The sequence below is a fragment of the Enterobacter cloacae complex sp. P40C2 genome (genome assembly GCF_014930695.1).
Classification (GTDB): Bacteria; Pseudomonadota; Gammaproteobacteria; order Enterobacterales; family Enterobacteriaceae; genus Enterobacter; species Enterobacter pasteurii.
This window is the reverse complement of the sequence record NZ_JADBRP010000013.1, coordinates 68,963-94,585: the sequence shown is the minus strand read 5'-3', so window position 1 is coordinate 94,585 and position 25,623 is coordinate 68,963. Positions and strand designations below refer to the sequence as shown.

General features: G+C 57.6%; 23 protein-coding genes. 16 read left to right on the top strand and 7 right to left on the bottom strand.

Annotated features, from left to right (window positions below; genetic code table 11):
• Position 1: 1 nt before the first annotated feature.
• Together fsa and IM304_RS19395 are read left to right on the top strand one after the other, a co-directional pair.
• Positions 2-664 carry a fructose-6-phosphate aldolase gene (fsa, locus tag IM304_RS19400; RefSeq protein ID WP_193355897.1) on the top strand — a complete coding sequence of 221 codons (663 nt, stop codon included), beginning with the start codon at positions 2-4 and terminating at the stop codon, positions 662-664.
• Between the two features lie 12 nt (positions 665-676).
• The gene (locus IM304_RS19395) at positions 677-1,780 is read left to right on the top strand and encodes a glycerol dehydrogenase (RefSeq protein WP_148422567.1); all 1,104 of its coding nucleotides are present in this window, start codon (positions 677-679) and stop codon (positions 1,778-1,780) included.
• Between the two features lie 81 nt (positions 1,781-1,861).
• Here the strand turns inward: IM304_RS19395 and katG are convergent, their stop codons facing one another.
• The 4 genes from katG to metB form a co-directional block, all read right to left on the bottom strand.
• Positions 1,862-4,042, bottom strand: coding sequence for a catalase/peroxidase HPI (gene katG / locus IM304_RS19390; protein ID WP_193355898.1), 2,181 nt, complete (start codon positions 4,040-4,042; stop codon positions 1,862-1,864).
• Positions 4,043-4,187: 145 nt separating this feature from the next.
• Positions 4,188-5,078: a methylenetetrahydrofolate reductase gene (gene metF / locus IM304_RS19385; protein ID WP_176609195.1), complete on the bottom strand. Its 891-nt coding sequence runs from the start codon at positions 5,076-5,078 to the stop codon at positions 4,188-4,190.
• A 273-nt stretch (positions 5,079-5,351) separates the two neighbouring features.
• Positions 5,352-7,784, bottom strand: a complete 2,433-nt coding sequence (locus tag IM304_RS19380; RefSeq protein WP_148422565.1) for a bifunctional aspartate kinase/homoserine dehydrogenase II — start codon at positions 7,782-7,784, stop codon at positions 5,352-5,354.
• Between the two features lie 2 nt (positions 7,785-7,786).
• Complete coding sequence (gene metB / locus IM304_RS19375; protein WP_126304437.1) at positions 7,787-8,947, bottom strand: cystathionine gamma-synthase; 1,161 nt, start codon at positions 8,945-8,947, stop codon at positions 7,787-7,789.
• Positions 8,948-9,223: 276 nt separating this feature from the next.
• Here metB and metJ point away from each other — a divergent pair, with 276 nt between their 5' ends.
• Positions 9,224-9,541, top strand: a complete 318-nt coding sequence (gene metJ, locus IM304_RS19370; RefSeq protein ID WP_003862042.1) for a met regulon transcriptional regulator MetJ — start codon at positions 9,224-9,226, stop codon at positions 9,539-9,541.
• Positions 9,542-9,589: 48 nt separating this feature from the next.
• Here metJ and rpmE read toward each other — a convergent pair whose 3' ends face one another.
• Entirely contained in the window at positions 9,590-9,802 is a 213-nt protein-coding gene (gene rpmE / locus IM304_RS19365; protein ID WP_003862040.1) for a 50S ribosomal protein L31, read from the bottom strand.
• Positions 9,803-10,002: 200 nt separating this feature from the next.
• On the opposite strand from rpmE, the gene priA reads away from it, so the two are divergent.
• The 7 genes from priA (at position 10,003) to rraA (ending at position 17,937) form a co-directional block, all read left to right on the top strand.
• Positions 10,003-12,198 (top strand): primosomal protein N', encoded by a 2,196-nt coding sequence (gene priA / locus IM304_RS19360; RefSeq protein ID WP_193355899.1) that lies wholly within the window; start codon positions 10,003-10,005, stop codon positions 12,196-12,198.
• A 119-nt stretch (positions 12,199-12,317) separates the two neighbouring features.
• Positions 12,318-13,343 (top strand): DNA-binding transcriptional regulator CytR, encoded by a 1,026-nt coding sequence (cytR, locus tag IM304_RS19355; RefSeq protein ID WP_193355900.1) that lies wholly within the window; start codon positions 12,318-12,320, stop codon positions 13,341-13,343.
• A 92-nt stretch (positions 13,344-13,435) separates the two neighbouring features.
• Positions 13,436-14,404, top strand: a complete 969-nt coding sequence (gene ftsN, locus IM304_RS19350) for a cell division protein FtsN (protein ID WP_193355901.1) — start codon at positions 13,436-13,438, stop codon at positions 14,402-14,404.
• A gap of 94 nt (positions 14,405-14,498) precedes the next feature.
• Positions 14,499-15,029, top strand: a complete 531-nt coding sequence (gene hslV / locus IM304_RS19345) for an ATP-dependent protease subunit HslV (protein ID WP_003862036.1) — start codon at positions 14,499-14,501, stop codon at positions 15,027-15,029.
• Positions 15,030-15,038: 9 nt separating this feature from the next.
• A complete protein-coding gene (gene hslU, locus IM304_RS19340) occupies positions 15,039-16,370 on the top strand; it encodes an HslU--HslV peptidase ATPase subunit (RefSeq protein ID WP_148422560.1) in 1,332 nt (443 codons plus the stop codon).
• A 68-nt stretch (positions 16,371-16,438) separates the two neighbouring features.
• On the top strand, positions 16,439-17,359 hold the full coding sequence (gene menA / locus IM304_RS19335; RefSeq protein ID WP_193355902.1) for a 1,4-dihydroxy-2-naphthoate polyprenyltransferase: 921 nt from the start codon (positions 16,439-16,441) through the stop codon (positions 17,357-17,359).
• A gap of 92 nt (positions 17,360-17,451) precedes the next feature.
• Complete coding sequence (gene rraA, locus IM304_RS19330) at positions 17,452-17,937, top strand: ribonuclease E activity regulator RraA (RefSeq protein ID WP_023304635.1); 486 nt, start codon at positions 17,452-17,454, stop codon at positions 17,935-17,937.
• A 585-nt stretch (positions 17,938-18,522) separates the two neighbouring features.
• Here the strand turns inward: rraA and zapB are convergent.
• Complete coding sequence (zapB, locus tag IM304_RS19325; RefSeq protein WP_022649799.1) at positions 18,523-18,762, bottom strand: septal ring assembly protein ZapB; 240 nt, start codon at positions 18,760-18,762, stop codon at positions 18,523-18,525.
• A 399-nt stretch (positions 18,763-19,161) separates the two neighbouring features.
• Between zapB and IM304_RS19320 the strand changes: the two genes are divergently transcribed.
• From IM304_RS19320 to fpr, 4 genes are all read left to right on the top strand, one after another.
• The gene (locus IM304_RS19320) at positions 19,162-20,007 is read left to right on the top strand and encodes an MIP/aquaporin family protein (protein WP_003862030.1); all 846 of its coding nucleotides are present in this window, start codon (positions 19,162-19,164) and stop codon (positions 20,005-20,007) included.
• A 21-nt stretch (positions 20,008-20,028) separates the two neighbouring features.
• Complete coding sequence (gene glpK, locus IM304_RS19315; protein WP_176609189.1) at positions 20,029-21,537, top strand: glycerol kinase GlpK; 1,509 nt, start codon at positions 20,029-20,031, stop codon at positions 21,535-21,537.
• 173 nt (positions 21,538-21,710) lie between these two features.
• The gene (gene glpX, locus IM304_RS19310; protein WP_148422776.1) at positions 21,711-22,721 is read left to right on the top strand and encodes a class II fructose-bisphosphatase; all 1,011 of its coding nucleotides are present in this window, start codon (positions 21,711-21,713) and stop codon (positions 22,719-22,721) included.
• A 96-nt stretch (positions 22,722-22,817) separates the two neighbouring features.
• Positions 22,818-23,564, top strand: a complete 747-nt coding sequence (gene fpr / locus IM304_RS19305; protein ID WP_148422775.1) for a ferredoxin--NADP(+) reductase — start codon at positions 22,818-22,820, stop codon at positions 23,562-23,564.
• Here the strand turns inward: fpr and IM304_RS19300 are convergent, their stop codons facing one another.
• Positions 23,565-23,984 (bottom strand): DUF805 domain-containing protein, encoded by a 420-nt coding sequence (locus IM304_RS19300; RefSeq protein ID WP_148422774.1) that lies wholly within the window; start codon positions 23,982-23,984, stop codon positions 23,565-23,567.
• A gap of 112 nt (positions 23,985-24,096) precedes the next feature.
• On the opposite strand from IM304_RS19300, the gene IM304_RS19295 reads away from it, so the two are divergent.
• Both IM304_RS19295 and tpiA read left to right on the top strand, forming a co-directional pair.
• Positions 24,097-24,693 (top strand): DUF1454 family protein, encoded by a 597-nt coding sequence (locus IM304_RS19295; protein WP_193355903.1) that lies wholly within the window; start codon positions 24,097-24,099, stop codon positions 24,691-24,693.
• Between the two features lie 111 nt (positions 24,694-24,804).
• Positions 24,805-25,572 carry a triose-phosphate isomerase gene (gene tpiA / locus IM304_RS19290; protein WP_006808674.1) on the top strand — a complete coding sequence of 256 codons (768 nt, stop codon included), beginning with the start codon at positions 24,805-24,807 and terminating at the stop codon, positions 25,570-25,572.
• The last annotated feature ends 51 nt before the right edge of the window (positions 25,573-25,623 follow it).

The window sequence follows — 25,623 nt, the reverse complement described above, 5'->3', positions numbered from 1 at the left end:
GATGGAACTGTATCTGGATACCGCCAACGTGGCGGAAGTTGAACGCCTTGCACGTATTTTTCCGATTGCGGGCGTGACCACCAACCCAAGCATCGTGGCCGCCAGCGGCGAATCTGTCTGGGAGGTGCTGCCGCGCCTGCAGCATGCTATCGGCCCGGAAGGCAGGCTTTTTGCCCAGACCATGAGCCGCGACGCAGAAGGAATGGTGGCGGAAGCAAAACGGCTGAGCAATGCCCTGCCGGACATCGTGGTAAAAATTCCCGTTACCGCGCAGGGGCTCATCGCGATTAAGGCGCTGAAAAAAGAGGGAATTACCACGCTGGGAACCGCCGTTTACAGCGCCGCTCAGGGGTTACTGGCCGCGTTGGGAGGAGCGAAGTATGTCGCACCGTATGTAAACCGCGTCGACGCGCAGGGCGGTGACGGCATTCGCACGGTACAGGAGCTGCAATCCCTGCTGGAACAGCATGCGCCAGAGAGCATGGTGCTGGCTGCCAGCTTTAAAACGCCGCGCCAGGCGCTGGACTGCCTGCTGGCCGGCTGCGAGGCAATCACGCTTCCCTTAGACGTAGCGCAACAAATGCTCGGCACGCCGGCGGTAGAGTCAGCTATAGAGAAGTTCGAGCAGGACTGGAAAAACGCGTTTGGTAACCTCAACCTCTAAGGGAGAAATGTTATGGACCGTATTATTCAATCGCCGGGGAAGTACATCCAGGGCGCTGATGTTCTCACTCGTCTCGGCGACTATCTGAAGCCGCTGGCGGCTCGCTGGCTGGTGGTGGGCGATAAGTTTGTGCTGGGTTTTGCCGAAGAAACCCTGCGTCAGAGCTTTAAAAAAGCTGAACTTCATGCTGAAATCGCGCCGTTTGGCGGCGAATGTTCGCAAAACGAAATCGATCGTCTGAAGAAACTGGCCGATAGCGCCGACTGCCTGGCAGTGTTGGGCATCGGCGGCGGCAAAACGCTGGATACCGCCAAGGCGCTGGCGCACTTTATGGACGTGCCGGTGGCCATTGCGCCGACCATCGCCTCCACCGATGCGCCGTGCAGCGCCCTTTCCGTCATTTACACCGACAACGGCGAGTTCGACCGTTACCTGATGCTGCCGCACAACCCGAACATGGTGATTGTCGATACCAAAGTGGTTGCCGGCGCGCCCGCGCGCCTGCTGGCCGCCGGGATTGGCGATGCCCTGGCAACCTGGTTTGAAGCACGCGCCTGCTCGCGCAGCGGCGCCACGACCATGGCGGGCGGCAAGTGCACCCAGGCAGCGTTAGCGCTGGCCGAGCTGTGCTACAACACGCTGGTTGAAGAGGGCGAAAAAGCGATGCTCGCGGCGGAGCAGCACGTCGTCACCCCCGCACTGGAACGCATTATCGAAGCGAACACCTATCTGAGCGGCGTGGGATTCGAAAGCGGCGGGCTGGCGGCGGCGCACGCCATTCACAACGGCATGACGGCGGTGCCGGATGCACATCATTTCTACCACGGTGAAAAAGTGGCGTTCGGCACGCTGACGCAGCTGGTGCTGGAGAACGCGCCGGTTGAAGAAATTGAGACCGTCGCCGCGCTTTGCCACAGCGTTGGGCTGCCGATCACGCTGGCGCAGCTGAACATTAAAGAGGATATTCCGGCCAAAATGCGTCTGATTGCAGAAGCGTCTTGCGCGGAAGGGGAGACCATCCACAACATGCCGGGCGGCGTGTCGCCGGATCAGGTGTACGCGGCGCTGCTGGTAGCCGACCAGTACGGGCAGCGGTTCCTGGAAGAGTGGGAGTAAACCGCGTTAATAAAAATCCCCGCTCCGGCGGGGATTTTTTTGCCTGCGGCCTGGCCAGCGTTAGCGCTGACCGGCGAAGGGCTACTTCAGATCAAAGCGATCCAGATCCATGACCTTCGCCCATGCGGCAACGAAGTCGCGCACGAACTTCTCGTGTGCATCGCTGCTGGCGTAAACTTCGGCCAGCGCGCGCAGAACGGCGTTAGAACCGAATACCAGGTCGGCGCGGGTCGCGGTGTATTTCACCTCACCGCTGGCGCGATCGCTGCCGGTAAACAGCTCGTTTGTGTCGTCGGCTGCTTTCCACTGGGTGTTCATATCCAGCAGGTTCACGAAGAAGTCGTTGCTCAGCACGCCCTCGCGGTTGGTGAACACACCATTCTTGCTGCCATCGAAGTTTGCGCCCAACACGCGCAGACCGCCGATCAGCACCATCATCTCCGGCGCGGTCAGCGTCAGCTGCTGGGCTTTATCAATCAGCAGTGACTCGGTTGTGGACACATCCACCTCGGCACGGTAGTTGCGGAAGCCGTCGGCAATCGGTTTGAGCAGGTTGAACATCTCAATATCCGTCTGGTCCTGACGCGCATCCACGCGGCCCGGGTTAAACGGTACGTTGACGTAAACGCCTGCCTCTTTTGCCGCCAGCTCAACGCCCACGACGCCCGCCAGCACGATAATATCGGCCAGTGACGCTTTGTTGGTGGTGCGCTGGATAGCTTCCAGAGCCGGTAACGCGCGCACGGCAGCGGCGTTAACGTCCCAGTCGCGCTGAGGCGCAAGCGCCAGACGCGCACCGTTGGCGCCGCCACGCTTGTCGCCACCGCGGAAGGTGGATGCAGACGCCCAGGCGACCGAGACCAGTTCGCTTACGGAGAGACCCGAGGCTGCGATTTCCGCCTTCAGGCTTTCGATATCCTCTTTCGACGGGCTGAACACCGGCTGCGGCAGCGGATCCTGCCAGATCAGATCTTCTTTCGGCACTTCCGGACCGATGTAGCGCGCTTTTGGCCCCATATCGCGGTGGGTCAGTTTGAACCACGCGCGCGCAAAGGCTTCGTTGAAGGCCTGCGGATCGTTCAGGAAGCGACGGGAAATCTTCTCGAATTCCGGGTCAAAACGCAGCGTCAGGTCGGTGACCAGCATGGTTGGCTTGCGTTTTTTCGACGGGTCGAACGGGTCCGGCATGATCTCAGGCGCGTCTACGGCTTCAAACTGAATCGCGCCTGCCGGGCTGCGGGTCTGCACCCATTCGTACTTGAACAGGTTCTCGAAGAAGTAGTTGCTCCACTGGGTCGGGGTTTGTGACCAGATAACCTCCAGCCCGGAGGTAATGGCGTCAGCGCCAATACCGGTACCGTGTGTGCTGGTCCAGCCTAAGCCCTGCGCTTCAATCGGTGACGCTTCCGGGTCGGTGCCGACGTGCGTCGCTTCACCTGCGCCGTGGGTTTTGCCGAGCGTGTGGCCGCCCGCAATCAGCGCAACGGTCTCTTCGTCATTCATGCCCATGTTGCCGAAGGTGGCGCGGATCGCGGCTGCCGCAGACAGCGGTTCACCGCTGGCGTTTGGCCCTTCCGGGTTTACGTAAATCAGACCCATTTCAGTGGCCGCCAGCGGGCGCTTCGCCAGCGCTTCGGGGTCACGGTGGGTCAGCCAGGCTTTTTCATCACCCCAGTTCACGTCCAGATCCGGTTCCCAGACGTCTTCACGCCCGGCGCCGAAACCAAAGGTACGGAAACCTGAGTTCTCCAGCGCCACGTTACCCGCGAGGATAAACAGGTCAGCCCAGGAGATTTTTTGTCCGTATTTTTGCTTGATTGGCCACAGCAGGCGACGAGCCTTATCCAGGCTGACGTTATCAGGCCAGGAGTTCAGAGGCGCAAAGCGTTGTTGACCGCGTCCGGCACCGCCGCGCCCGTCAACGGAGCGGTAAGTCCCCGCGCCGTGCCAGGCCATACGGATGAACAGGCCCGCATAGCTGCCCCAGTCGGCAGGCCACCACGGCTGTGAGTCGGTTAACAGCGCCTTGAGATCGCCCTTAAGCGCGGAATAATCGAGCTTGCTGAATTCTTTGCGGTAGTCGAAGTCTTCACCCAGAGGGTTAGAACGACTGGAATGTTGGTTTAAAAGATCGATGCGGAGTTGTTTAGGCCACCACTCTTTGCTGCTGGTACCTGCACCCGCGCTGTGATCGACGCCGCCCTGGTGGAACGGGCATTTGCCGGCGGATGCCGCGTTATTGGTCTCGTCTGACGTGCTCATCGCTATGCTCCCTTTACAGTGTTACCGTTACGATATACACCACTAGCGATAAGAGATAGTTGAATTAATCCACAGATTCGATAGTTAATACCTTTTAACTATCGGTTCGATTAAAAAACCCTCACACTTGTGAGGGTTTTTTACCTTACAGGGCAGGACGAACGCCAAGCGTATGGCAAATGGCGTAGCTCATTTCCGCGCGGTTCAGGGTATAGAAGTGGAAATCTTTCACCCCTTCTCGGCTCAGGATCTTAACCATGTCCATGGCGATATTGGCCCCCACCAGCTTGCGGGTTTCCGGATCGTCGTCCAGCCCTTCATACATTTTGGACATCCACAGCGGAATGCGCACGTTGGTCATATCAGCGAATTTCTTCGCCTGCTTAAAGTTTGAGACCGGCAGAATGCCCGGGATGATTTCGACGTCAATACCCGCTGAGACGCAGCGGTCACGAAAGCGCAGGTAGCTTTCCACATCAAAGAAGAACTGAGTAATGGCGCGGTTGGCACCGGCCTCCACTTTACGCTTCAGGTTAAGCAGGTCTGCCTGGGCGCTTTTCGCTTCCGGATGCACTTCAGGGTACGCCGCAACGGAGATGTCGAAGTCGGCAACCTCTTTCAGCAGCCCGACCAGATCGGTGGCAAACATCTCTGGCTTACCGCTGCCCGGCGGGAGGTCGCCGCGCAGGGCCACAATGTGGCGAATACCGTTGTTCCAGTAGTCCTGGGCAATGGCGCGCAGTTCGTCTCGGGTGGCGTCGATACAGGTCAGGTGCGGTGCCGCTTCCAGACCGGTTCTGTCTTTAATGCCCTTGATGATGCTGTGCGTGCGGTCACGTTCACCGGAGTTCGCGCCGTACGTCACGGAGACAAACTTTGGCTTCAGGCTGCTCAGGCGATCGATAGAGCTCCACAGGGTTTGCTCCATTTCACTGGTGCGCGGCGGGAAAAATTCAAAAGAGACGTTAATCTGGCCGTTAACTTCGGCCAGGCTCTGATTCAGTGCTTCCCGCTGGTTGGCGTGAAAAAAGCTCATACCTTACCTCTATCTTTCGCGTGTCGTTGTTTGTTGTGTTGTGAACTTCTATACGTTTAGACGTCCAGATGTAAAAATGACGGAAAAGCGGAGTGACGTCAACAGAAATAATCAACAATAACGGTGAGGATTGTTCAGGGAAGATGAAGGGCGTTCATGATGGGGGTGAAAAGGCCCCTCACCCCGGCCCTCTCCCCAAAGGGGCGAGGGGGAAAAGACCGCACCGAGCAGTCCCCTCTCCCCTTTGGGGAGAGGTTTAGGGTGAGGGGTGGATTACAGCAGCTTAGCCAGACGGTTGATGTCGGACTGGATCGCTCCGGCGGTTACATCGCGTCCCGCGCCCGGGCCACGGATCACCAGCGGGTTATCGCGGTACCAGCGGCTTTCGATGGCGAAGACGTTATCGCACGGCAGCAGTGCCGCCAGCGGATGCTCAGGGCGCACCGCCTCCACGCCCACGCGCGCTTTACCGTTAGCCTCGAAGCGCGCCACGTAGCGCAGCACCAGCCCCATCTCGTTAGCCGCTTCCAGACGTTGCACCATCTGTTCGTTCAGCTCGTCACCGTTCTCGAAGAAGTGATCGACAGATCCCTCCTCGCAGCCCGCAGGCACCAGCGACTCAACGCGAACCTGGCCCGGCTCAATGTCGTAGCCCGCTTCACGCGCCAGGATCACCAGCTTACGCATCACGTCTTTACCGGCAAGGTCAACGCGCGGATCCGGCTCGGTTAAGCCCTGCTGCCACGCCTGATCCACCAGGTCGGTGAACGGTACGGTGCCGTCAAATTGCAGGAACAGCCAGGAGAGCGTCCCGGAGAAGATGCCGCTCAGCGCCAGAATGCTGTCGCCGCTTTCAATCAGGTCGCGCACGGTATGGTTGACCGGCAGTCCCGCGCCAACGGTGGCGTTATAGAGCCAGTGACGACCGGTTTTTTCGAACGCGTCGTGGATCTGGCGGTATTTATCGGTGCTGCTCGCCCCCGCCAGCTTGTTGGCGCTGATGACGTGGAAACCGTGGCTGGCGAAATCCAGATACTGATCGGCAAGCTGTTCGCTGGCGGTGACGTCCAGCACCACCAGATCGTCGTACGGGTGCGCGCGCATCCACAGGAACAGCGACTCTTCGTCCTGCTCAACCGCTTCATCGTTAAAGAAGGCCAGCGCCCGGCTGGCGTCCAGCCCTTCGTATTTCAGCAGGCTGCGGCGGCTGTCCACCACGCCTGCAAGAATAAATTCAAACCCGGTACGCGCCGAAAGGGTAACCTGCTCGCGGGCGAACAGCTCCAGCCAGCGGGAACCGATATTTCCTTTCCCAAACAGCACCAGGCCGATGCGTTTCTCCGCGCGGAACAGCGAGGTATGCAGACCCTGAATCAGGCTTTCGGTTGGCCCTTTACGCAGCACGGCCACCAGGCTAATGCCCTCTTCCGACTGCCAGGTAAACTCAACCGGCTGGCCTTTCAGCTGCTGCCAGAAACGGTGGCAGTGCAGCGGGTTACGGGTGACGCCCGCCCCCACCATCGCCACCAGCGCCAGCCCCTGACGCAGACGAAGCTCGCCCGGCAGGCCCGCTTCATCAAGAATTTTCAGGGCGCTGTCCACCACTTCAGCGGTGTAGCAGAACTGCAGCAGCTGGCGATCGTTATGCACGCCCACGGCCAGCGGACGCACCTGGGCACGTTTCAGGATCGTGTCGATATCTTTATGCGCCAGCCTGAAGTCCTGGCCCGCGGGCACCTGGAACTCAATCAGGCAGATGTCATCGTGGCTGGTAACAATACGCGCCCCGGTACCGGATGCCAGCACGCGTTCGATGCGCGTGGAACCCTGATCTGGCGTGTAGCTACAGCGCAGCTGTAGATCGATGTCGCTGCCGGAAACCGGCTGCAGCGTGCGGGCGTGCAGCACCGGTGCCGCCAGACGGGCCAGCTCGCTGGCTTCGTCGAGACGCAGCAGCGGCAGCAGGCAGGCGTCTTTCACCTTGCGCGGGTCAGCGCTGTACACACCGGCCACGTCGCTCCAGATGGTGACGCGGGACACTCCCGCCAGCGCGCCGATCTGCGTTGCCGAATAGTCAGACCCGTTACGCCCCAGCAGCACGGTTTCGCCCGCGTTGCTGCGGCTGATAAAGCCGGTGACGACAATACGTTTACCCGGATGCTGCACCAGCAGCTGTTGCAGCAGCGGGTAGGACAACCCTTCATCCACCTGCGGCTGTGCGGCGCGTTCTGCGCGCAGGAAATCACGCGCGTCGAGCCAGGCCGCGTCCACGCCCAGGTGTTGCAGCACGGCAGCCATCAGGCGCGCGGACCACACTTCACCGTGGCCGACCACTTCGGCGTACACCGCATCGGTGATCCCGCTGTCCAGCAGGGCAGCCAGGCGCTCAAGGTCATGCGTGAAGGCGCTAATCAGCCCGTCCGCCACGTCCGCAGGCAGCAGGCCGGCAATCAGCTCGCTCTGGTAACGACGTAAGGACTGTTGCACCTGATGCGCAGAGAGGCGATCGGTCTGGCTGAGCTTCAGCCAGCTAATCAACTGGTTGGTGGTGCTGCCCGCCGCGGAGACAACCATCATGTCCCCCGGCTGTGAATACTCTGTCATGATCCCTGCTACGCGCAGGTAACATTTCACATCAGCAAGACTACTACCACCAAACTTGTGCAGCTGACGACCCTTCGCCCCTGCCTGCGCTATCACACTCATGATTACCCCTTGGCTGCGACCCGGAAGCCATTTTCCAGATCGGCAATTAAATCTTCAGAATCTTCAATACCGGTCGAGATACGCAATAGCGTCTCGGAAATCCCGGCGGCGGCACGTGCTTCTGGTGCCATACCCGCGTGCGTCATCGTCGCGGCGTGGGAGATCAAGCTTTCAACCCCACCTAAGGATTCCGCCAGCGTAAACAATGACAGCCCGCTCAGGAAGCGACGCAGCGTTTGCTCGTCGCCGTCCAGTTCAAAACTTAACATCGCGCCAAATCCCTTCTGCTGGCGCGCGGCAATCTCGTGCCCCTGGTTTTCCGGCAGCGACGGGTGATAGAGCTTCTTCACCAGCGGCTGGGTTTTCAGGAAATCGACAATCGCCTGGGCATTGCGCTGCGCCACGTCCATACGCGGTGAAAGCGTACGGATGCCGCGCAGCAGCAGGTAGCTGTCGAACGCACCCGCGGTGACGCCAATGTTATTGGCCCACCATGCCAGTTCCGTGACAACGTCGGGATCTTTGGCAATTACCACGCCCGCTACCACGTCAGAATGGCCGTTCAGATATTTAGTGCATGAATGCAATACCAGATCGGCACCCAGTGCGAGTGGGTTCTGAAGGGCCGGACTGAGGAACGTATTATCCACTACACTTATCGCTCCCGCATCCCTTGCGAGCTGACAAATTTTCGCAATATCGACGACGCGCAGCAGTGGATTGCTTGGACTTTCCACCAGAACCAGCTTCGGCCGCTCGGCCAGCGCCTGTTTTAGCGCCTGTTCGTCGTTTTGATCGACAAACAGCACGCGGTAGCAGCCGCGTTTCGCCAGGCTATCAAAAAGACGATAGCTGCCGCCGTAGCAGTCGTGCGGCGCAACCAGCAGGTCGCCCGGCTTCAGGAAAACCGTTGTCACCAGGTGAATAGCGGACATGCCGGTATTGGTTAATACTGCACCTGCGCCACCTTCCAGCTCCGCCAGCGCGCGCTGGGTCACGTCACGCGTAGGGTTGCCACGACGCGAGTAATCATGCGCGCGGGGTTCATTAAATCCGGTGAAGTTATAGGTACTGGAAAGATGAATGGGCGGGACTACGCAGCCGTACTGCTCGTCATCATTTAATCCGCTACGCACTGCGATAGTGGCCTGTTTACGCGTCATGGTGAGGGCTTCCTGGCGAATGAGGTGAAAAGTCAGTCACCAGAGTAAACACTGAAAGTATGGACGTCAACACATCTGGACATCTAAACTTCTTTGCGTATAGATTGAGCAATGCGCAAATAGCCGTTAAAATTATATGCTTTAGGACACGTTGCAGCGGCAATATCCGTGCCTCGGTATCGTCTCTACGGTAAACTACGCAAGATTACGGTTCAAAACCGTCAGTTACCGGTTTTGCACCTTTAGATTAATGACTGAGAGGATTAAAGGTATCTCATGGCTGAATGGAGCGGCGAATATATCAGCCCATACGCTGAGCACGGTAAGAAGAGTGAGCAAGTAAAGAAAATTACGGTTTCCATTCCTCTGAAGGTGTTGAAGATCCTCACCGATGAACGTACGCGTCGTCAGGTGAACAACCTGCGTCACGCAACCAACAGCGAACTGCTTTGCGAAGCGTTCCTGCATGCGTTTACCGGCCAACCGTTGCCGAACGATGACGATCTGCGCAAAGAGCGTAGTGACGAAATCCCGGAAGAGGCGAAGGTGATCATGCGTGAACTGGGTATCGACCCGGAGACGTGGGAATACTGATAAGCGGATACAAAAAAGGCACCTCGCGGTGCCTTTTTTTCGGGAAACTTATTTAGCGCCCGGGATGCTGAAACGCTTGTTGAAGCGGTCAACACGGCCACCGGTTGCAACATCACGCTGCTTACCAGTGTAGAACGGGTGGCATTTGCCGCACACGTCCAGGTTCAGATCGTGACCCACGGTAGAGCGGATCTGGATAGAGTTACCGCAAGAGCAGTTTGCAGTAATCATTTCGTATTTCGGGTGAATATCTTTTTTCATGGGAGAACCTCAGTTAAGGCCGCGTCGCTCTTCCAGCCCTAACGCCAGACACCACGCGATGTTGAATGTAAGTTCTTTGGCGTAAACTACACCAAAGGCGGCGAATCATACAGAATTTGACCAACGTATGCAAACTGATCCGCACGCCGCTTTCACTAATGTGTATACTAACGCGCCACTTTTCAAGTCAGGAAGATTCGATGCCCGTCGCTCACGTTGCCCTGCCCGTTCCGCTTCCCCGCACCTTTGACTACCTGCTGCCCGACAGCATGAGCGCCAAAGCGGGCTGTCGCGTGACCGTGCCGTTTGGCAAACAGCAGCGCGTAGGGGTCGTGGTTTCCGTCAGCGAACAGAGCGAACTGCCGCTTAACGAGCTGAAATCGGTTGTTGAGGTCCTGGACAGCGAGCCCGTTTATTCTTCCAGCGTCTGGCGACTCCTGCTGTGGGCGGCAGACTATTATCACCATCCGGTTGGGGATGTACTGTTCCACGCGCTGCCGATTATGCTGCGCCAGGGAAAGCGCGCCAGCCATGCGCCGATGTGGTACTGGTTTGCCACCGAGCAGGGTCAGGCCGTGGACATTAACAGCCTGAAGCGCTCGCAGAAGCAGCAGCAGGCGCTGGCCGCACTGCGCCAGGGAAAAATCTGGCGCCATCAGGTGGACGAGCTTGAGGTCAGCGAGACCGCGCTACAGGCATTACGAAAGAAGGGGCTGAGCGAGCTGGCCAGCGAAGCACCCGCTCTTCACGACTGGCGCGACGGCTTTTCCGTCTCGGGCGATCGCCTGCGTCTTAACACCGAGCAGGCCACCGCCGTGGGGGCGATTCACAGCGCCTCCGACCATTTTTCCGCCTGGCTGCTGGCGGGCGTCACCGGCTCCGGTAAAACCGAAGTTTATCTGAGCGTGCTGGAAAACGTGCTCGCGCAGGGCAAACAGGCGCTGGTGATGGTGCCGGAAATCGGCCTGACGCCGCAAACCATCGCCCGCTTTCGCGAGCGCTTTAATGCGCCCGTTGAGGTGCTGCACTCCGGCCTGAACGATAGCGAGCGCCTCAGCGCCTGGCTGAAGGCAAAAAATGGCGAAGCGGCGATTGTGATCGGCACCCGTTCCTCGCTGTTTACGCCGTTTAAAAATCTCGGCGTTATCGTAATAGATGAAGAGCACGACAGCTCCTATAAGCAGCAGGAAGGCTGGCGCTACCACGCCCGCGACCTGGCGGTGTACCGCGCGCACAGCGAGCAAATTCCCATTATTCTCGGCTCCGCCACGCCCGCGCTTGAAACGCTGCACAACGTTCGCCAGCGCAAATACCACATGCTGCGCCTGACCCGCCGCGCGGGAAATGCCCGTCCGGCGATCCAGCACGTGCTGGATCTGAAAGGTCAGCAGGTGCAGGCCGGGCTAGCCCCGGCGCTGATTAGCCGCATGCGTCAGCACCTGCAGGCGGGCAACCAGGTGATCCTGTTCCTTAACCGACGCGGCTTCGCGCCCGCCCTGCTGTGCCACGACTGCGGCTGGATTGCCGAGTGCCCGCGCTGCGATCACTATTACACCTTCCACCAGGCTCAGCGCCACCTGCGCTGCCACCACTGCGACAGCCAGCGCCCGGTGCCGCGCCAGTGCCCGTCCTGCGGCTCAACGCATATCGTGCCGGTCGGTCTGGGCACGGAACAGCTTGAACAGGCGCTCGTGCCCTTCTTCCCGGACGTGCCGGTTTCCCGTATCGACAGGGACACTACCAGCCGTAAAGGGGCGCTGGAACAGCAGCTGGCGGAAGTGCATCGCGGCGGCGCGCGCATCCTGATTGGTACCCAGATGCTGGCGAAAGGGCACCATTTCCCGGACGTGACGCTGGTCGCCCTGCTGGACGTCGACGGTGCGCTGTTCTCAGCAGACTTCCGCTCCGCCGAGCGTTTCGCCCAGCTTTATACCCAGGTGGCGGGTCGTGCCGGGCGCGCGGGGAAACAGGGCGAGGTGGTGCTGCAAACGCACCATCCTGAACACCCGCTGCTGCAAACCCTGCTGCACAAAGGCTATGACGCCTTCGCAGAGCAGGCGCTGGCCGAACGCCAGACGATGCAGCTACCCCCGTGGACCAGCCACGTCCTCATCCGCGCGGAAGACCATAACAACCAGCAGGCACCGCTTTTCCTGCAGCAGCTGAGAAACCTGCTGCAAGCCAGCCCGCTGGTGGACAATCAGCTGTGGATTTTAGGCCCGGTGCCCGCGCTCGCTCCGAAGCGCGGCGGCCGTTTCCGCTGGCAAATTTTACTTCAGCATCCCTCGCGTATCCGTTTGCAGCAGATCGTCAGCGGCACGCTGGCGCTAATTAATACCCTGCCGGAAGCGCGCAAAGTGAAGTGGGTACTGGACGTCGATCCGATTGAAGGCTGAATGCGGATCGAAAAATTTAACGCGCCTCACACTTTTTATGAAAATTCTGTAACCGATTCCATTAACTATCTGTAAAAATGGTGATGTCCGCAGTTCGGTGTTCAGGCGAGGAGAAGACGTTGAAGTCCAGGAAAGAGGTTGCCTCGGCGACCATGAAAGACGTTGCCGAGAAAGCACAAGTTTCAACGGCAACCGTGTCCCGCGCATTGATGAACCCTGACAAAGTCTCCCAGGCGACCCGAAACCGGGTTGAAAAGGCGGCGCTCGAGGTCGGTTATTTCCCGCAGGCCATGGGGCGCAACGTGAAACGCAATGAATCCCGCACCATTCTGGTGATTGTGCCGGATATCTGCGATCCCTTCTTTAGTGAAATTATCCGCGGCATTGAAGTGACGGCCGCAGCCCAGGGCTATCTGGTGCTGATTGGCGACTGCGCCCATCAGAACCAGCAGGAAAAAACGTTCATTGACCTGATTATCACCAAGCAGATTGACGGCATGTTGCTGCTTGGCTCACGCCTGCCGTTTGATGCCAGCATCGAGGAACAGCGCAATTTGCCGCCGATGGTAATGGCTAACGAGTTCGCGCCGGAGCTGGAGCTGCCGACGGTGCATATCGACAACCTGACCGCCGCGTTTAACGCCGTGAACTATCTTCAGGAGCTGGGGCATAAGCGTATCGGCTGTATTGCCGGGCCGGAAGAGATGCCGCTGTGCCATTATCGCCTGCAGGGCTATGTTCAGGCGCTGCGCCGTACCGGTGCTGTCGTCGATCCGCACTACATTGCGCGCGGTGATTTCACCTTTGAAGCAGGCGGACAGGCGCTGGAAAAACTGCTGGCCTTGCCGGAGCCGCCTACCGCGGTCTTCTGTCACAGCGACGTGATGGCGCTGGGTGCCTTATCGTACGCTAAGCGCCGGGGCCTGCGCGTGCCGCAGGATCTGTCGATTATCGGCTTTGATAATATTTCACTTTCGGAATTTTGCGATCCGCCGCTTTCTACCGTCGCACAACCGCGGTATGACATCGGCCGGGAAGCGATGCTGCTTTTACTCGATCAGCTGCACGGTCAAACAGTTAGCAGCGGGTCACGGCTACTGGACTGTGAGCTAATTGTACGTGGCTCTACCCAGGCATTAACTTAAAGTAAATACCTTTCGGCACCCTTATCTGGTCAAAGCCCCGTCGCTTAAGTAACATGGCGGGCTGACGAACGAATAAATACAGCGAAACGATAGTGGCACAACGAGATTATGTACGTCGCGGCCAGCCGGCACCTTCGCGACGCAAAAAGAGTAGTTCAAAAAGCAAGCAACGTAGCCTGTCTGCTGTCTCGCCAGCTATGGTCGCCATTGCTGCGGCTGTGCTGGTGGCCTTTATTGGCGGCCTCTACTTCATTACGCACCATAAAAAAGAAGAGTCTGAAGCCCTTCAGGGGAATAAGGTTGTCGGCAACGGCCTGCCTCCGAAGCCTGAAGAGCGCTGGCGCTACATTAAAGAGCTGGAAAGCCGCCAGCCTGGCGTACGTGCGCCTACCGAACCCTCAGCCGGGGGAGAAGTGAAGAATGCCGACCAGCTGACGGACGAACAGCGTCAACTGCTTGCTCAGATGCAGGCGGACATGCGCCAGCAGCCTACGCAGCTGAACGAAGTGCCGTGGAATGAACAAACCCCGGCGCAGCGTCAGCAAACGTTGCAGCGCCAGCGTCAGGCTCAGCAGCAAACGCAACAGCAGCAGTGGACGCAAACGCAGCCGGTACAACAGCCGCGCACGCAACCGCAGCAGCAGACGCGTACCGCGCAAACGCAGCCTGTCCAGCAGCAGCCGAAAGCGCAGCCGCAAAAGCAAACGGCTCAGCCGTATCAGGATCTGCTGCAGACGCCTGCGCATACGACCGCGCAACAGCCTAAAACGCAGCAGGCTGCGCCGGTCTCCAGAGAGACCGAAGCACCAAAGCAGACGGCTGAGAAAAAGGATGAACGTCGCTGGATGGTTCAGTGCGGTTCATTTAAAGGCGCAGAGCAGGCAGAAACGGTGCGTGCTCAGCTGGCATTTGAAGGATTCGACTCACGCATCACCACCAACAACGGCTGGAATCGCGTGGTGATTGGCCCGGTCAAAGGCAAAGAAAATGCCGATGGCACCATTTCCCGTTTGAAAGTGGCTGGCCATACAAACTGCATTCGACTCGCCTCCGGGGGTTGAAACCCCCAAAATCTCCCCCATCTATCATTTAATTCAGCCCTGAGCACAGGCTCAGGGCTTCTGTTTCCCGAATTTGTAACCAGGGGGTCTGCTCGTGACAACAATAGTAAGTGTACGCCGTAACGGCCAGGTGGTAATTGCCGGTGATGGCCAGGCCACGCTGGGTAATACCGTCATGAAAGGCAACGTGAAGAAAGTGCGTCGTCTTTATAACGATAAGGTGATCGCCGGTTTCGCAGGCGGCACGGCGGATGCCTTCACGCTGTTTGAACTGTTTGAACGCAAGCTGGAAATGCATCAGGGCCATCTGGTGAAAGCCGCCGTTGAGCTGGCAAAAGACTGGCGTACCGACCGCATGCTGCGCAAGCTCGAAGCGCTGCTGGCCGTGGCCGACGAAAACGCCTCACTGATCATCACCGGTAACGGTGACGTGGTTCAGCCAGAAAACGACCTGATTGCCATCGGCTCTGGCGGCCCGTACGCCCAGGCTGCAGCCCGTGCGCTGTTGGAAAATACCGACATGAACGCGCGCGATATCGCGGTGAAAGCGTTGGATATTGCAGGTGATATCTGCATCTATACCAACCACAATCACACCATCGAAGAATTACCGTCTAAAGCGTAAGGATCGCCCATGTCTGAAATGACCCCACGCGAAATTGTCAGCGAACTGAACAAACACATCATCGGCCAGGATAACGCCAAGCGCTCCGTGGCTATCGCCCTGCGTAACCGCTGGCGTCGTATGCAGCTCGACGAAGAGCTGCGCCACGAGGTGACGCCGAAAAACATCCTGATGATCGGCCCGACCGGTGTCGGTAAAACCGAAATCGCCCGTCGCCTGGCCAAACTGGCTAACGCGCCGTTCATCAAAGTAGAAGCCACCAAGTTCACCGAAGTGGGCTACGTGGGTAAAGAAGTGGACTCCATCATCCGCGATCTGACCGATTCCGCGATTAAAATGGTGCGCGTCCAGGCTATCGAGAAAAACCGCTATCGCGCTGAAGAGATGGCCGAAGAGCGTATTCTCGACGTGCTGATCCCACCGGCAAAAAACAACTGGGGCCAGGCTGAACAGCAGTCTGAACCTTCCGCTGCGCGTCAGGCATTCCGTAAAAAGCTGCGCGAAGGCGAGCTGGACGACAAAGAGATTGAGATCGATCTCGCTGCCGCGCCAATGGGCGTTGAAATCATGGCCCCTCCGGGCATGGAAGAGATGACCAGCCAGCTACAGTCCATGTTCCAGAACCTGGGCGGCCAGAAGCAGAAAGCGCGTAAGCTGAAAATCAAAGACGCGATGAAGCTGCTGATTGAAGAAGAAGCCGCGAAGCTGGTTAACCCGGAAGAGCTGAAGCAGGACGCTATCGACGCGGTTGAGCAGCACGGTATCGTGTTTATCGACGAAATCGACAAAATCTGTAAGCGCGGAAACGCGTCCGGCCCGGACGTCTCCCGCGAAGGCGTACAGCGCGACCTGCTGCCGCTGGTGGAAGGCTGCACCGTCTCCACCAAGCACGGGATGGTGAAAACTGACCACATCCTGTTTATCGCCTCTGGTGCGTTCCAGATTGCCAGCCCGTCTGACCTGATCCCGGAGCTGCAGGGTCGTCTGCCAATCCGCGTTGAGCTGCAGGCGCTGACCACCGAAGATTTCGAACGCATCCTGACCGAGCCAAACGCCTCTGTAACCGTACAGTACAAAGCGCTGATGGCGACCGAAGGCGTGAACATCGAGTTCACCGACGATGGCATCAAGCGCATCGCCCAGGCCGCATGGCAGGTCAACGAAACCACCGAGAACATCGGCGCGCGTCGTCTGCACACCGTCCTGGAACGCCTGATGGAAGACATCTCTTACGATGCAAGCGACCTGAACGGCCAAAGCATTACCATTGACGCAGAATACGTGGGTAAACACCTGGATGCGTTAGTGGCAGATGAAGATCTGAGCCGTTTTATTCTATAATCGCGTTCAATGCATTTTCATCACTGTTGATGGGGGCTATGGCCCCCATTTTTATTGGCTAAATAACTATGACTGATATCAGCCGTACGCAGGCCTGGCTCGAAAGTCTGCGCCCTAAAACGCTTCCTCTGGCTTTTGCCGCCATTATCGTCGGCACCACTCTTGCCTGGTGGCAGGGCCATTTCGATCCGCTGGTTGCGGGTCTGGCGCTGATTACCGCAGGACTTCTGCAAATCCTCTCTAACCTCGCGAACGACTACGGCGATGCGGTAAAAGGCAGCGACAAGCCTGACCGTATCGGGCCACTGCGCGGGATGCAAAAAGGGGTGATTACCCAGGCACAGATGAAGCGCGCGCTGATTATCACCGTGGTACTGATTTGTCTGTCAGGGCTGGCGCTGGTGACGGTCGCCTCGAAAACCACCAGCGATTTCATTGGCTTCCTGGTGCTGGGTCTGCTCGCTATTATCGCGGCCATTACCTATACCGTTGGCACGCGCCCTTACGGATATATTGGCCTGGGCGATATTTCCGTGCTGGTGTTCTTCGGCTGGCTGAGCGTAATGGGAAGCTGGTATTTACAGGCGCATACGGTGATCCCTGCCCTGTTCCTCCCCGCGACCGCCTGTGGCCTGCTGGCGACGGCGGTACTTAACATCAACAACCTGCGCGACATCAACAGCGATCGTGAGAACGGCAAAAACACGCTGGCCGTGCGTCTGGGGCCGGTGAATGCACGCCGCTATCACGCCTGCCTGCTCATCGGCGCGCTGGTTTGCCTGGCGCTGTTTAACCTGATTTCGCTGCACAGCCTGTGGGGCTGGCTGTTCGTGCTCGCCGCACCGCTGCTGATTAAACAGGCCCGCTTTGTCATGCGTGAACTCAGCCCGGCCGCCATGCCGCCGATGCTGGAGCGCACCGTAAAAGGCGCATTGCTGACTAACCTGCTGTTCGTCATCGGGATTGTCTTAAGCCAGACGCTCAGTTAGCTGACAAATATCAATTAACAATTGATGATTTTGCCAACAACGCATTTCGCACGATATACTGAACACATTCGCAGCAACAGAGCGTTAAACCTATGAAATACGATACCTCCGAGCTTTGCGACATCTACCAGGAAGATGTCAACGTCGTTGAACCCCTGTTCTCCAACTTTGGCGGACGGTCGTCGTTTGGCGGGCAAATCATTACGGTGAAATGTTTCGAGGACAACGGGTTGCTGTACGATCTGCTCGAAGAGAACGGCCGTGGCCGCGTCCTGCTGGTCGACGGTGGCGGTTCGGTGCGCCGTGCGCTTATCGATGCGGACCTCGCTCGCCTCGCCGTGCAAAACGAGTGGGAAGGCATTGTGGTCTACGGCTCCGTACGCCAGGTAGACGATCTGGAAGACCTGGATATTGGTATTCAGGCCATCGCGGCCATTCCGGTAGGCGCGGCGGGTGACGGCATCGGCGAAAGCGACGTGCGCGTTAATTTTGGCGGCGTGACCTTCTTCTCCGGCGACCACCTTTACGCTGACAATACCGGCATTATCCTTTCCGAGGATGCGCTGGATATTGAGTAGTTAATCGGTAAGCGAGATGCATAAAAAAACCGCCAACAGGAATGTGGCGGTTTTTTTGTCCCTCGGGATTCGCGGTCCGTTGGGTGATATTGCAACCTTTAACCAGGATTTTTATCTTATCCTGGTTCATTCCTCACGTAACCCCTGTCGACCCTTTATAAATTCCTAATTATGTGTGGAAACCTTAACTCCGCAGCTGTTGCTCATTATGATGCTGTGTCCCTTTCCGCCATCTCGCAAATGGGCATCGGTCCTGGGAAAGGTGTATTCACAACCGTAAAGCAATCTTTAACCGGGCTTGTGTCCACCGACTTATCACCGGTGGTGAACGGTGGAGCGGTAAGCAGCAGGGACCGCATAATGAAACGCTATTTATGTATCGCGTTCATTGTCGCCAGCGTACTCGTTGTAAAGAGTGATGAACCTATTGGGTTTGTTGCTTTTGCTACGACAGCGCAGGACAAGTAGCGTTAAGGCCGCCTCGGGCGGCCTTTTTTATGGTTATTGTCAGTTGACGAAAACCATAAAAAAAGCCGGGTGGTGGCTTCGCCTTACCCGGCCTACTCAATTCATTCCTAACGGAAATCAGACTTCTTCCATACGTCCCAGCAGCGCCTGAAGGCGATCCTGCCAGCCGTTCTGCTGTTCGCGCAGCTGGTTGTTTTCGCGCTCCAGTTCTTCGCGGCTGTGCTGAGCGTTCTGAACTTCCTGAGACAGGGAGTTGTTCTTCTCTTTCAGCTCTTCAATTTCCATTTGCAGCAGCGTGATGGTGTCAATCGCCTGCTGTACTTTCGATTCCAGTTTCTCAAACACTTCTAAAGACATGATCCTACCTCTCCTGAATTGCAAGGCGACGCTTTAACGTAAACGCGCACAACATATGTTCCGATTGTATGGAGCGCCGTCGCCCCTGTCCAGCGGCATGCCACGCAGATCGCGGTTTGCAACACTTTTCGGCCTCGTCCTGGTGCGTTCGCGGCATATACCCCTAAGTTGTTAACCCATAAGTTAAAGAAATGATTCAGCAGGCTTTCATCGGTTGATGCAAAAACGCGCTTTATGACGCGAAAACGCTCATTTTATTGACGTGTACCACACATTTTGATTTCGATATTTCTCGTTTTTGCTCGTTAACGATAAATTAACACTGTGTCTACAGGGCATCGTGACCGTCACGGGCAGTCACGCTAACAATAAACATTACTCTTATGCAGGATTCCGATTATGAGTCAGACATCAACCTTAAAAGGCCAGTGCATTGCCGAGTTCCTTGGTACCGGGTTGTTGATATTCTTCGGAGTAGGCTGTGTTGCTGCACTGAAAGTGGCGGGTGCCAGTTTCGGTCAGTGGGAAATCAGTATCATCTGGGGTCTGGGCGTGGCGATGGCCATCTACCTGACCGCAGGCGTTTCCGGCGCACATCTTAACCCGGCGGTGACCATCGCGTTATGGCTGTTCGCGTGCTTTGACGGACGCAAAGTTGTTCCCTTCATCATTTCTCAGTTTGCCGGCGCCTTTTGCGCAGCGGCGTTAGTTTACGGGCTTTATTACAATCTTTTCATCGACTTCGAGCAGACGCATCATATGGTGCGTGGTAGTGTCGAAAGTCTGGATCTGGCTGGCATTTTCTCAACGTACCCCAATCCGCATATCAATTTTGTGCAGGCGTTCGCTGTTGAAATGGTGATTACCGCTATTCTGATGGGCGTCATTATGGCGCTGGGCGATGACGGTAACGGCATTCCGCGTGGCCCGCTGGCGCCGCTGCTGATTGGTCTGCTGATTGCGGTGATTGGCGCATCAATGGGTCCGCTGACCGGCTTTGCGATGAACCCGGCGCGCGATCTGGGTCCAAAAACCTTCGCCTTCTTTGCGGGATGGGGCGACGTCGCCTTCACCGGTGGCAAAGACATTCCTTACTTCCTGGTTCCGCTGTTCGGGCCGATCGTAGGGGCTGCGCTGGGCGCCTTCGGCTATCGCAAATTAATTGGTCGCCACTTACCGTGCGACACCTGTGTGGAGGAGGAGAAAGAGACGACTTCCACCACACAACAAAAAGCTTCGCTGTAATCTGACTACGGGACACATACCATGACCGAAAAAAAATATATCGTTGCGCTCGACCAGGGCACCACCAGCTCCCGCGCTGTCGTAATGGATCATGACGCGAACATTGTCAGCGTATCTCAACGCGAATTTGAGCAAATTTATCCGCGTCCAGGCTGGGTTGAGCACGACCCGATGGAGATCTGGGCGTCACAAAGCTCCACGCTGGTGGAAGTGCTGGCGAAAGCCGATATCAGTTCCGACGAAATCGCCGCGATCGGTATCACCAACCAGCGTGAAACCACCGTGGTCTGGGAGCGTGAAACCGGAAAACCGATTTACAACGCCATCGTCTGGCAGTGCCGCCGTACGTCAGAGATCTGCGAACAGCTGAAGCGCGACGGAATGGAAGAGTACGTACGCAGCGCCACCGGCCTGGTGGTTGACCCTTATTTCTCCGGCACCAAGGTGAAGTGGATCCTCGACCACGTGGAAGGTTCACGCGAGCGCGCAAAACGCGGCGAGCTGCTGTTCGGCACCGTCGATACCTGGCTTATCTGGAAGATGACCCAGGGGCGTGTCCACGTTACCGACTACACCAACGCCTCGCGTACCATGCTGTTCAACATCAACACTCTGGAGTGGGACGACAAGATGCTGGACGCGCTGGACATTCCGCGCGCCATGCTGCCGCAAGTGCGTAAATCGTCAGAAGTGTACGGCCAGACCAACATTGGTGGTAAAGGCGGCACGCGTATTCCTATCGCCGGTATCGCCGGTGACCAGCAGGCGGCGCTGTTCGGCCAGCTGTGCGTCAAGGAAGGGATGGCGAAGAACACCTACGGTACCGGCTGCTTTATGCTGATGAATACCGGCGAGAAAGCGGTGAAATCGGAGAACGGCCTGCTGACCACCATCGCCTGCGGCCCGCGCGGCGAAGTGAACTACGCCCTGGAAGGCGCGGTATTCATGGCGGGAGCGTCCATTCAGTGGCTGCGTGACGAGATGAAGCTGATCGGCGATGCGTTTGACTCCGAATACTTCGCGACCAAGGTGAAAGACACCAACGGCGTATACGTGGTGCCCGCGTTTACCGGCCTGGGCGCACCGTACTGGGATCCGTATGCCCGCGGCGCGATTTTCGGCCTGACGCGTGGCGTAAACGCTAACCACATCATTCGCGCCACGCTGGAATCCATTGCCTACCAGACGCGCGACGTGCTGGAAGCGATGCAGGCTGACTCCGGCATTCGCCTGCACGCCCTGCGCGTGGATGGCGGTGCGGTGGCCAACAACTTCCTGATGCAGTTCCAGTCCGACATTCTGGGTACCCGCGTAGAGCGTCCTGAGGTGCGTGAAGTGACGGCCCTGGGCGCGGCGTATCTGGCAGGTCTGGCGGTAGGCTTCTGGCAGAACCTCGACGAGCTTCAGGAAAAAGCGGTGATCGAACGCGAATTCCGCCCCGGCATCGAAACCACCGAGCGTAACTACCGCTACAGCGGCTGGAAGAAAGCGGTGAAACGCGCCCTGGCGTGGGAAGAGCACGACGAGTAAGACAGACTCACCCCTCACCCTAACCCTCTCCCCAAAGGGGCGAGGGGACTTAAAACACCCTCTCCCCTTTGGGGAGAGGGCCGGGGTGAGGGGTTCCGGCCGCACCGGTTCCCTCACCCATCCCCACTCTATGATAAACTTCGTGCAATTCCTTTTGATTGTACGAGTACCTCATGAAACGTGAACTTGCTATCGAGTTTTCCCGCGTCACCGAAGCGGCCGCCCTCGCAGGCTATAAGTGGCTGGGTCGTGGCGACAAAAATACCGCAGACGGCGCGGCTGTCCATGCCATGCGTATTGTGCTTAATCAGGTCAATATTGACGGCACTATCGTCATTGGCGAAGGCGAAATCGACGAAGCCCCGATGCTCTACATCGGCGAAAAAGTCGGAACCGGCAAAGGCGATGCGGTGGATATCGCGGTCGACCCGATTGAAGGCACGCGCATGACGGCGATGGGCCAGGCCAACGCGCTGGCAGTGCTCGCCGTGGGCGATAAGGGCTGCTTCCTTAACGCGCCCGATATGTATATGGAAAAGCTGATTGTCGGCCCCGGCGCGAAGGGCGCTATCGACCTCAGCCTGCCGCTGGACGCTAACCTGCGCAATATCGCGGCGGCGCTGGGTAAGCCGCTCAGCGAGCTCACCGTGACCATTCTGGCAAAACCACGCCACGACGCCACCATCGCATACCTGCAAACGCTGGGCGTGCGCGTGTTTGCCATTCCTGATGGCGACGTTGCCGCGTCTATTCTGACCTGCATGCCGGACAGCGAGGTCGACGTGCTGTACGGCATCGGCGGCGCGCCGGAAGGCGTGGTCTCTGCGGCAGTGATCCGCGCGCTGGACGGCGATATGCAGGCGCGCCTGCTGCCGCGCCATGAGGTCAAAGGCGACAGCGACGAGAACCGTCGCATCGGTGAGGACGAACTGGCGCGCTGCGCGGCAATGGGCATCGAAGCCAATAAGGTGCTCGCGCTGAACGAGATGGCGCGCAGCGATAACGTGGTCTTCTCCGCAACCGGCATTACCAAAGGCGATCTGCTGGACGGCATTACGCGCAAGGGCAACATGGCAACCACCGAGACCCTGCTTATCCGCGGTAAATCGCGCACCATTCGCCGCATTCAGTCTATCCACTATCTGGATCGTAAAGACCCGGACGTGCAGACGCACATTCTGTAAAACCGTTTGATCGATCGAGCTTTCCGGCCCGAAGGGGCTGGAAATGTTTCCCATAAGTACGGAAGATAGAACAGAGAAACAGCACAGGAGAAGATCATGGCGGACTGGGTAACAGGTAAAGTCACAAAGGTACAGTTCTGGACCGATGCGCTATTTAGTCTCACCCTTCACGCTCCCGTTCATCCGTTTACCGCCGGGCAGTTTGCCAAGCTCGGGCTGGATATCGACGGTGAACGCGTACAGCGGGCCTACTCTTACGTTAATGCGCCTGATAATCCGGATCTCGAGTTCTACCTTGTTACCGTCCCGGACGGTAAGCTTAGCCCGCGCCTTGCCGCGCTGAAACCGGGTGATGAAGTGCAGATTGTCAGCGACGCGGCGGGGTTCTTCGTGCTGGATGAAATCCCGGACTGCGAAACGCTCTGGATGCTGGCGACCGGCACGGCCATCGGCCCGTATCTCTCTATTTTGCAGTACGGTAAAGATCTGGATCGCTTTAAAAACATCGTGCTGGTTCACGCTGCGCGATACGCCGCAGACCTGAGCTATCTGCCGCAGATGCAGGCGCTGGAACAGCGGTACGGCGGAAAGTTAAAAATTCAGACGGTGGTCAGCCGGGAAAACGCGGCCGGCTCGTTAACCGGTCGCGTTCCGGCGCTGATTGAAAGCGGCGCGCTGGAAGAGGCGGTTGGTTTGCCGATGAATACTGAAACCAGCCACGTGATGCTGTGCGGTAACCCGCAGATGGTGCGCGACACGCAGCAGCTGCTGAAGGATACCCGGCAGATGACGAAGCACCTTCGCCGTCGGCCGGGCCATATGACCGCCGAACACTACTGGTGATCAGCGGTACTTCACCTCAAGGGTATCTTTTCCGTATTTGTTCTCGCTCTGGGTGCCGATAAACGCGCCCAGCTCGACCACCATCATCACAAAAATAATGGTCGGTAGCAGCCTGCCTACCACCCAGGGAAGGATCGAGGGCAGCATCGCCCAGTTCCCCGCCACCAGCATCCACGCCAGAATAATCAGAAATGCCCATGCGCCGGAGCGGCCACGATCGTGCAGACGCTTAACCACCACGGCGGCGGTTGGCCACAGTAAACAGACCAGCGCAAACGCCGCGGTTTGCGTGCTCAGCCAGGCGTTGAAGGCAACAAAAAACAGAAGCAGCATGGCGATAACCCACGTTGCCATCCAGATCCAGAAGTCACGGCGTCCAATACGCCCTTTGAATGAAAACAGCCACTGCTGTATGGTCATGTAAGGTTCCTTATTATCGTTTAGCCCGCATTTTACCCTGGAGTTGTGACCTTTTGACAAGCCGACCAGATATCGTTTTAATCATGGGCAATGACGGCCAGGGGCAATGTTGATGAAAAGTTCGGCACACTCTCTTTTTATGTGTTTAGCGATGCTGAGCGCCAGTTTCACCCTGCATGCCGCGGAAACCACGTCCCCGGTCACCGCCCCCTATCTTCTGGCGGGCGCCCCCTCTTTCGATCGGTCAATCAGCCAGTTCCGCGAGGCCTTTAACAAAGACAATCCCTCGCTTCCGCTGGGAGAGTTCCGTGCGATTGACGGCGCCCGCGATACGCCGACCCTGACCCGCGCGGCCAGCAAAATTAACGAGAATCTGTATGCCTCCACCGCGCTGGAGCGCGGAACGCTGAAAATCAAAAGCATGCAGATCACCTGGCTGCCGATTCAGGGGCCAGAGCAGAAAGCGGCGAAAGCAAAAGCGCTGGAGTATATGAGCGCTATCCTGCACGCCTTTACGCCCACCTTCACCAAAACGCAGAGCCAGCAAAAGCTGCAAAAACTGCTCGCTGCCGGTAAAAACAAACGCTATTACGCCGATACGGAAGGTGCCGTTCGCTATGTTGTGGCAGATAACGGCGAAAAGGGGCTGACCTTCGCAGTTGAACCGATTAAGCTGGCACTATCAGACGCACTCGAGGGGGCGAATTAATGACAAAAAGCAAAGCCTTTCGAGGGAAAATCTCTATACTGATTCACAGACCATGCTGCCCTTAAGGGTGGCCATATTCCTTAATTCGCTTATTGAGCGTGGAGAATTGAAATGCGACATCCTTTAGTGATGGGTAACTGGAAACTGAACGGCAGCCGCCACATGGTAAACGAACTGGTTGCTAACCTGCGTAAAGAGCTGGCTGGCGTGACCGGCTGCGCGGTTGCTATCGCTCCGCCGGATATGTATCTGGATCTGGCTAAACGTGCCGCTGACGGCAGCCACATCGTGCTGGGCGCGCAGAACGTTGACGTTAACCTGTCCGGCGCATTCACTGGTGAAACCTCCGCTGAAATGCTGAAAGATATCGGCGCGAAATACATCATTATCGGCCACTCTGAGCGTCGCACCTACCACAAAGAATCTGACGAGTTCATCGCAAAGAAATTCGCCGTGCTGAAAGAGCAGGGTCTGATCCCGGTTCTGTGCATCGGTGAAACCGAAGCAGAAAACGAAGCGGGCAAAACTGAAGAAGTATGCGCTCGTCAGATCGACGCCGTGCTGAAAACTCAGGGTGCGGCAGCGTTCGAAGGCGCGGTTATCGCTTACGAGCCAGTATGGGCGATCGGCACCGGCAAATCTGCAACGCCAGCGCAGGCTCAGGCGGTGCACAAGTTCATCCGTGACCACATTGCTAAAGCAGACGCGAAAGTGGCTGAGCAGGTTATCATCCAGTACGGCGGTTCCGTTAACGCATCCAACGCTGCCGAGCTGTTCACCCAGCCAGACATCGACGGCGCGCTGGTTGGCGGCGCATCCCTGAAGGCTGACGCTTTCGCGGTGATCGTTAAGGCAGCAGAAGCGGCTAAACAGGCGTAATGCTGTTGTGGCGGGTGGCGCTTGCGCTTGCCCACCGCTCTTCTCCTCCCT

Excerpts from the sequence above, each read along its gene's own strand:
- priA (WP_193355899.1), top strand. The coding sequence starts at position 10,003 with ATGCCCGTCGCTCACGTTGCCCTGCCCGTTCCGCTTCCCCGCACCTTT.
- IM304_RS19295 (WP_193355903.1), top strand. The coding sequence starts at position 24,097 with ATGAAAAGTTCGGCACACTCTCTTTTTATGTGTTTAGCGATGCTGAGC.
- IM304_RS19395 (WP_148422567.1), top strand. The coding sequence starts at position 677 with ATGGACCGTATTATTCAATCGCCGGGGAAGTACATCCAGGGCGCTGAT.
- metB (WP_126304437.1), bottom strand. The coding sequence starts at position 8,947 with ATGACGCGTAAACAGGCCACTATCGCAGTGCGTAGCGGATTAAATGAT.
- metF (WP_176609195.1), bottom strand. The coding sequence starts at position 5,078 with ATGAGCTTTTTTCACGCCAACCAGCGGGAAGCACTGAATCAGAGCCTG.
- rpmE (WP_003862040.1), bottom strand. The coding sequence starts at position 9,802 with ATGAAAAAAGATATTCACCCGAAATACGAAATGATTACTGCAAACTGC.
- rraA (WP_023304635.1), top strand. The coding sequence starts at position 17,452 with ATGAAATACGATACCTCCGAGCTTTGCGACATCTACCAGGAAGATGTC.
- IM304_RS19320 (WP_003862030.1), top strand. The coding sequence starts at position 19,162 with ATGAGTCAGACATCAACCTTAAAAGGCCAGTGCATTGCCGAGTTCCTT.
- hslU (WP_148422560.1), top strand. The coding sequence starts at position 15,039 with ATGTCTGAAATGACCCCACGCGAAATTGTCAGCGAACTGAACAAACAC.
- glpK (WP_176609189.1), top strand. The coding sequence starts at position 20,029 with ATGACCGAAAAAAAATATATCGTTGCGCTCGACCAGGGCACCACCAGC.
- IM304_RS19380 (WP_148422565.1), bottom strand. The coding sequence starts at position 7,784 with ATGAGTGTGATAGCGCAGGCAGGGGCGAAGGGTCGTCAGCTGCACAAG.
- zapB (WP_022649799.1), bottom strand. The coding sequence starts at position 18,762 with ATGTCTTTAGAAGTGTTTGAGAAACTGGAATCGAAAGTACAGCAGGCG.
- tpiA (WP_006808674.1), top strand. The coding sequence starts at position 24,805 with ATGCGACATCCTTTAGTGATGGGTAACTGGAAACTGAACGGCAGCCGC.
- menA (WP_193355902.1), top strand. The coding sequence starts at position 16,439 with ATGACTGATATCAGCCGTACGCAGGCCTGGCTCGAAAGTCTGCGCCCT.
- fpr (WP_148422775.1), top strand. The coding sequence starts at position 22,818 with ATGGCGGACTGGGTAACAGGTAAAGTCACAAAGGTACAGTTCTGGACC.
- katG (WP_193355898.1), bottom strand. The coding sequence starts at position 4,042 with ATGAGCACGTCAGACGAGACCAATAACGCGGCATCCGCCGGCAAATGC.
- metJ (WP_003862042.1), top strand. The coding sequence starts at position 9,224 with ATGGCTGAATGGAGCGGCGAATATATCAGCCCATACGCTGAGCACGGT.
- fsa (WP_193355897.1), top strand. The coding sequence starts at position 2 with ATGGAACTGTATCTGGATACCGCCAACGTGGCGGAAGTTGAACGCCTT.
- IM304_RS19300 (WP_148422774.1), bottom strand. The coding sequence starts at position 23,984 with ATGACCATACAGCAGTGGCTGTTTTCATTCAAAGGGCGTATTGGACGC.
- glpX (WP_148422776.1), top strand. The coding sequence starts at position 21,711 with ATGAAACGTGAACTTGCTATCGAGTTTTCCCGCGTCACCGAAGCGGCC.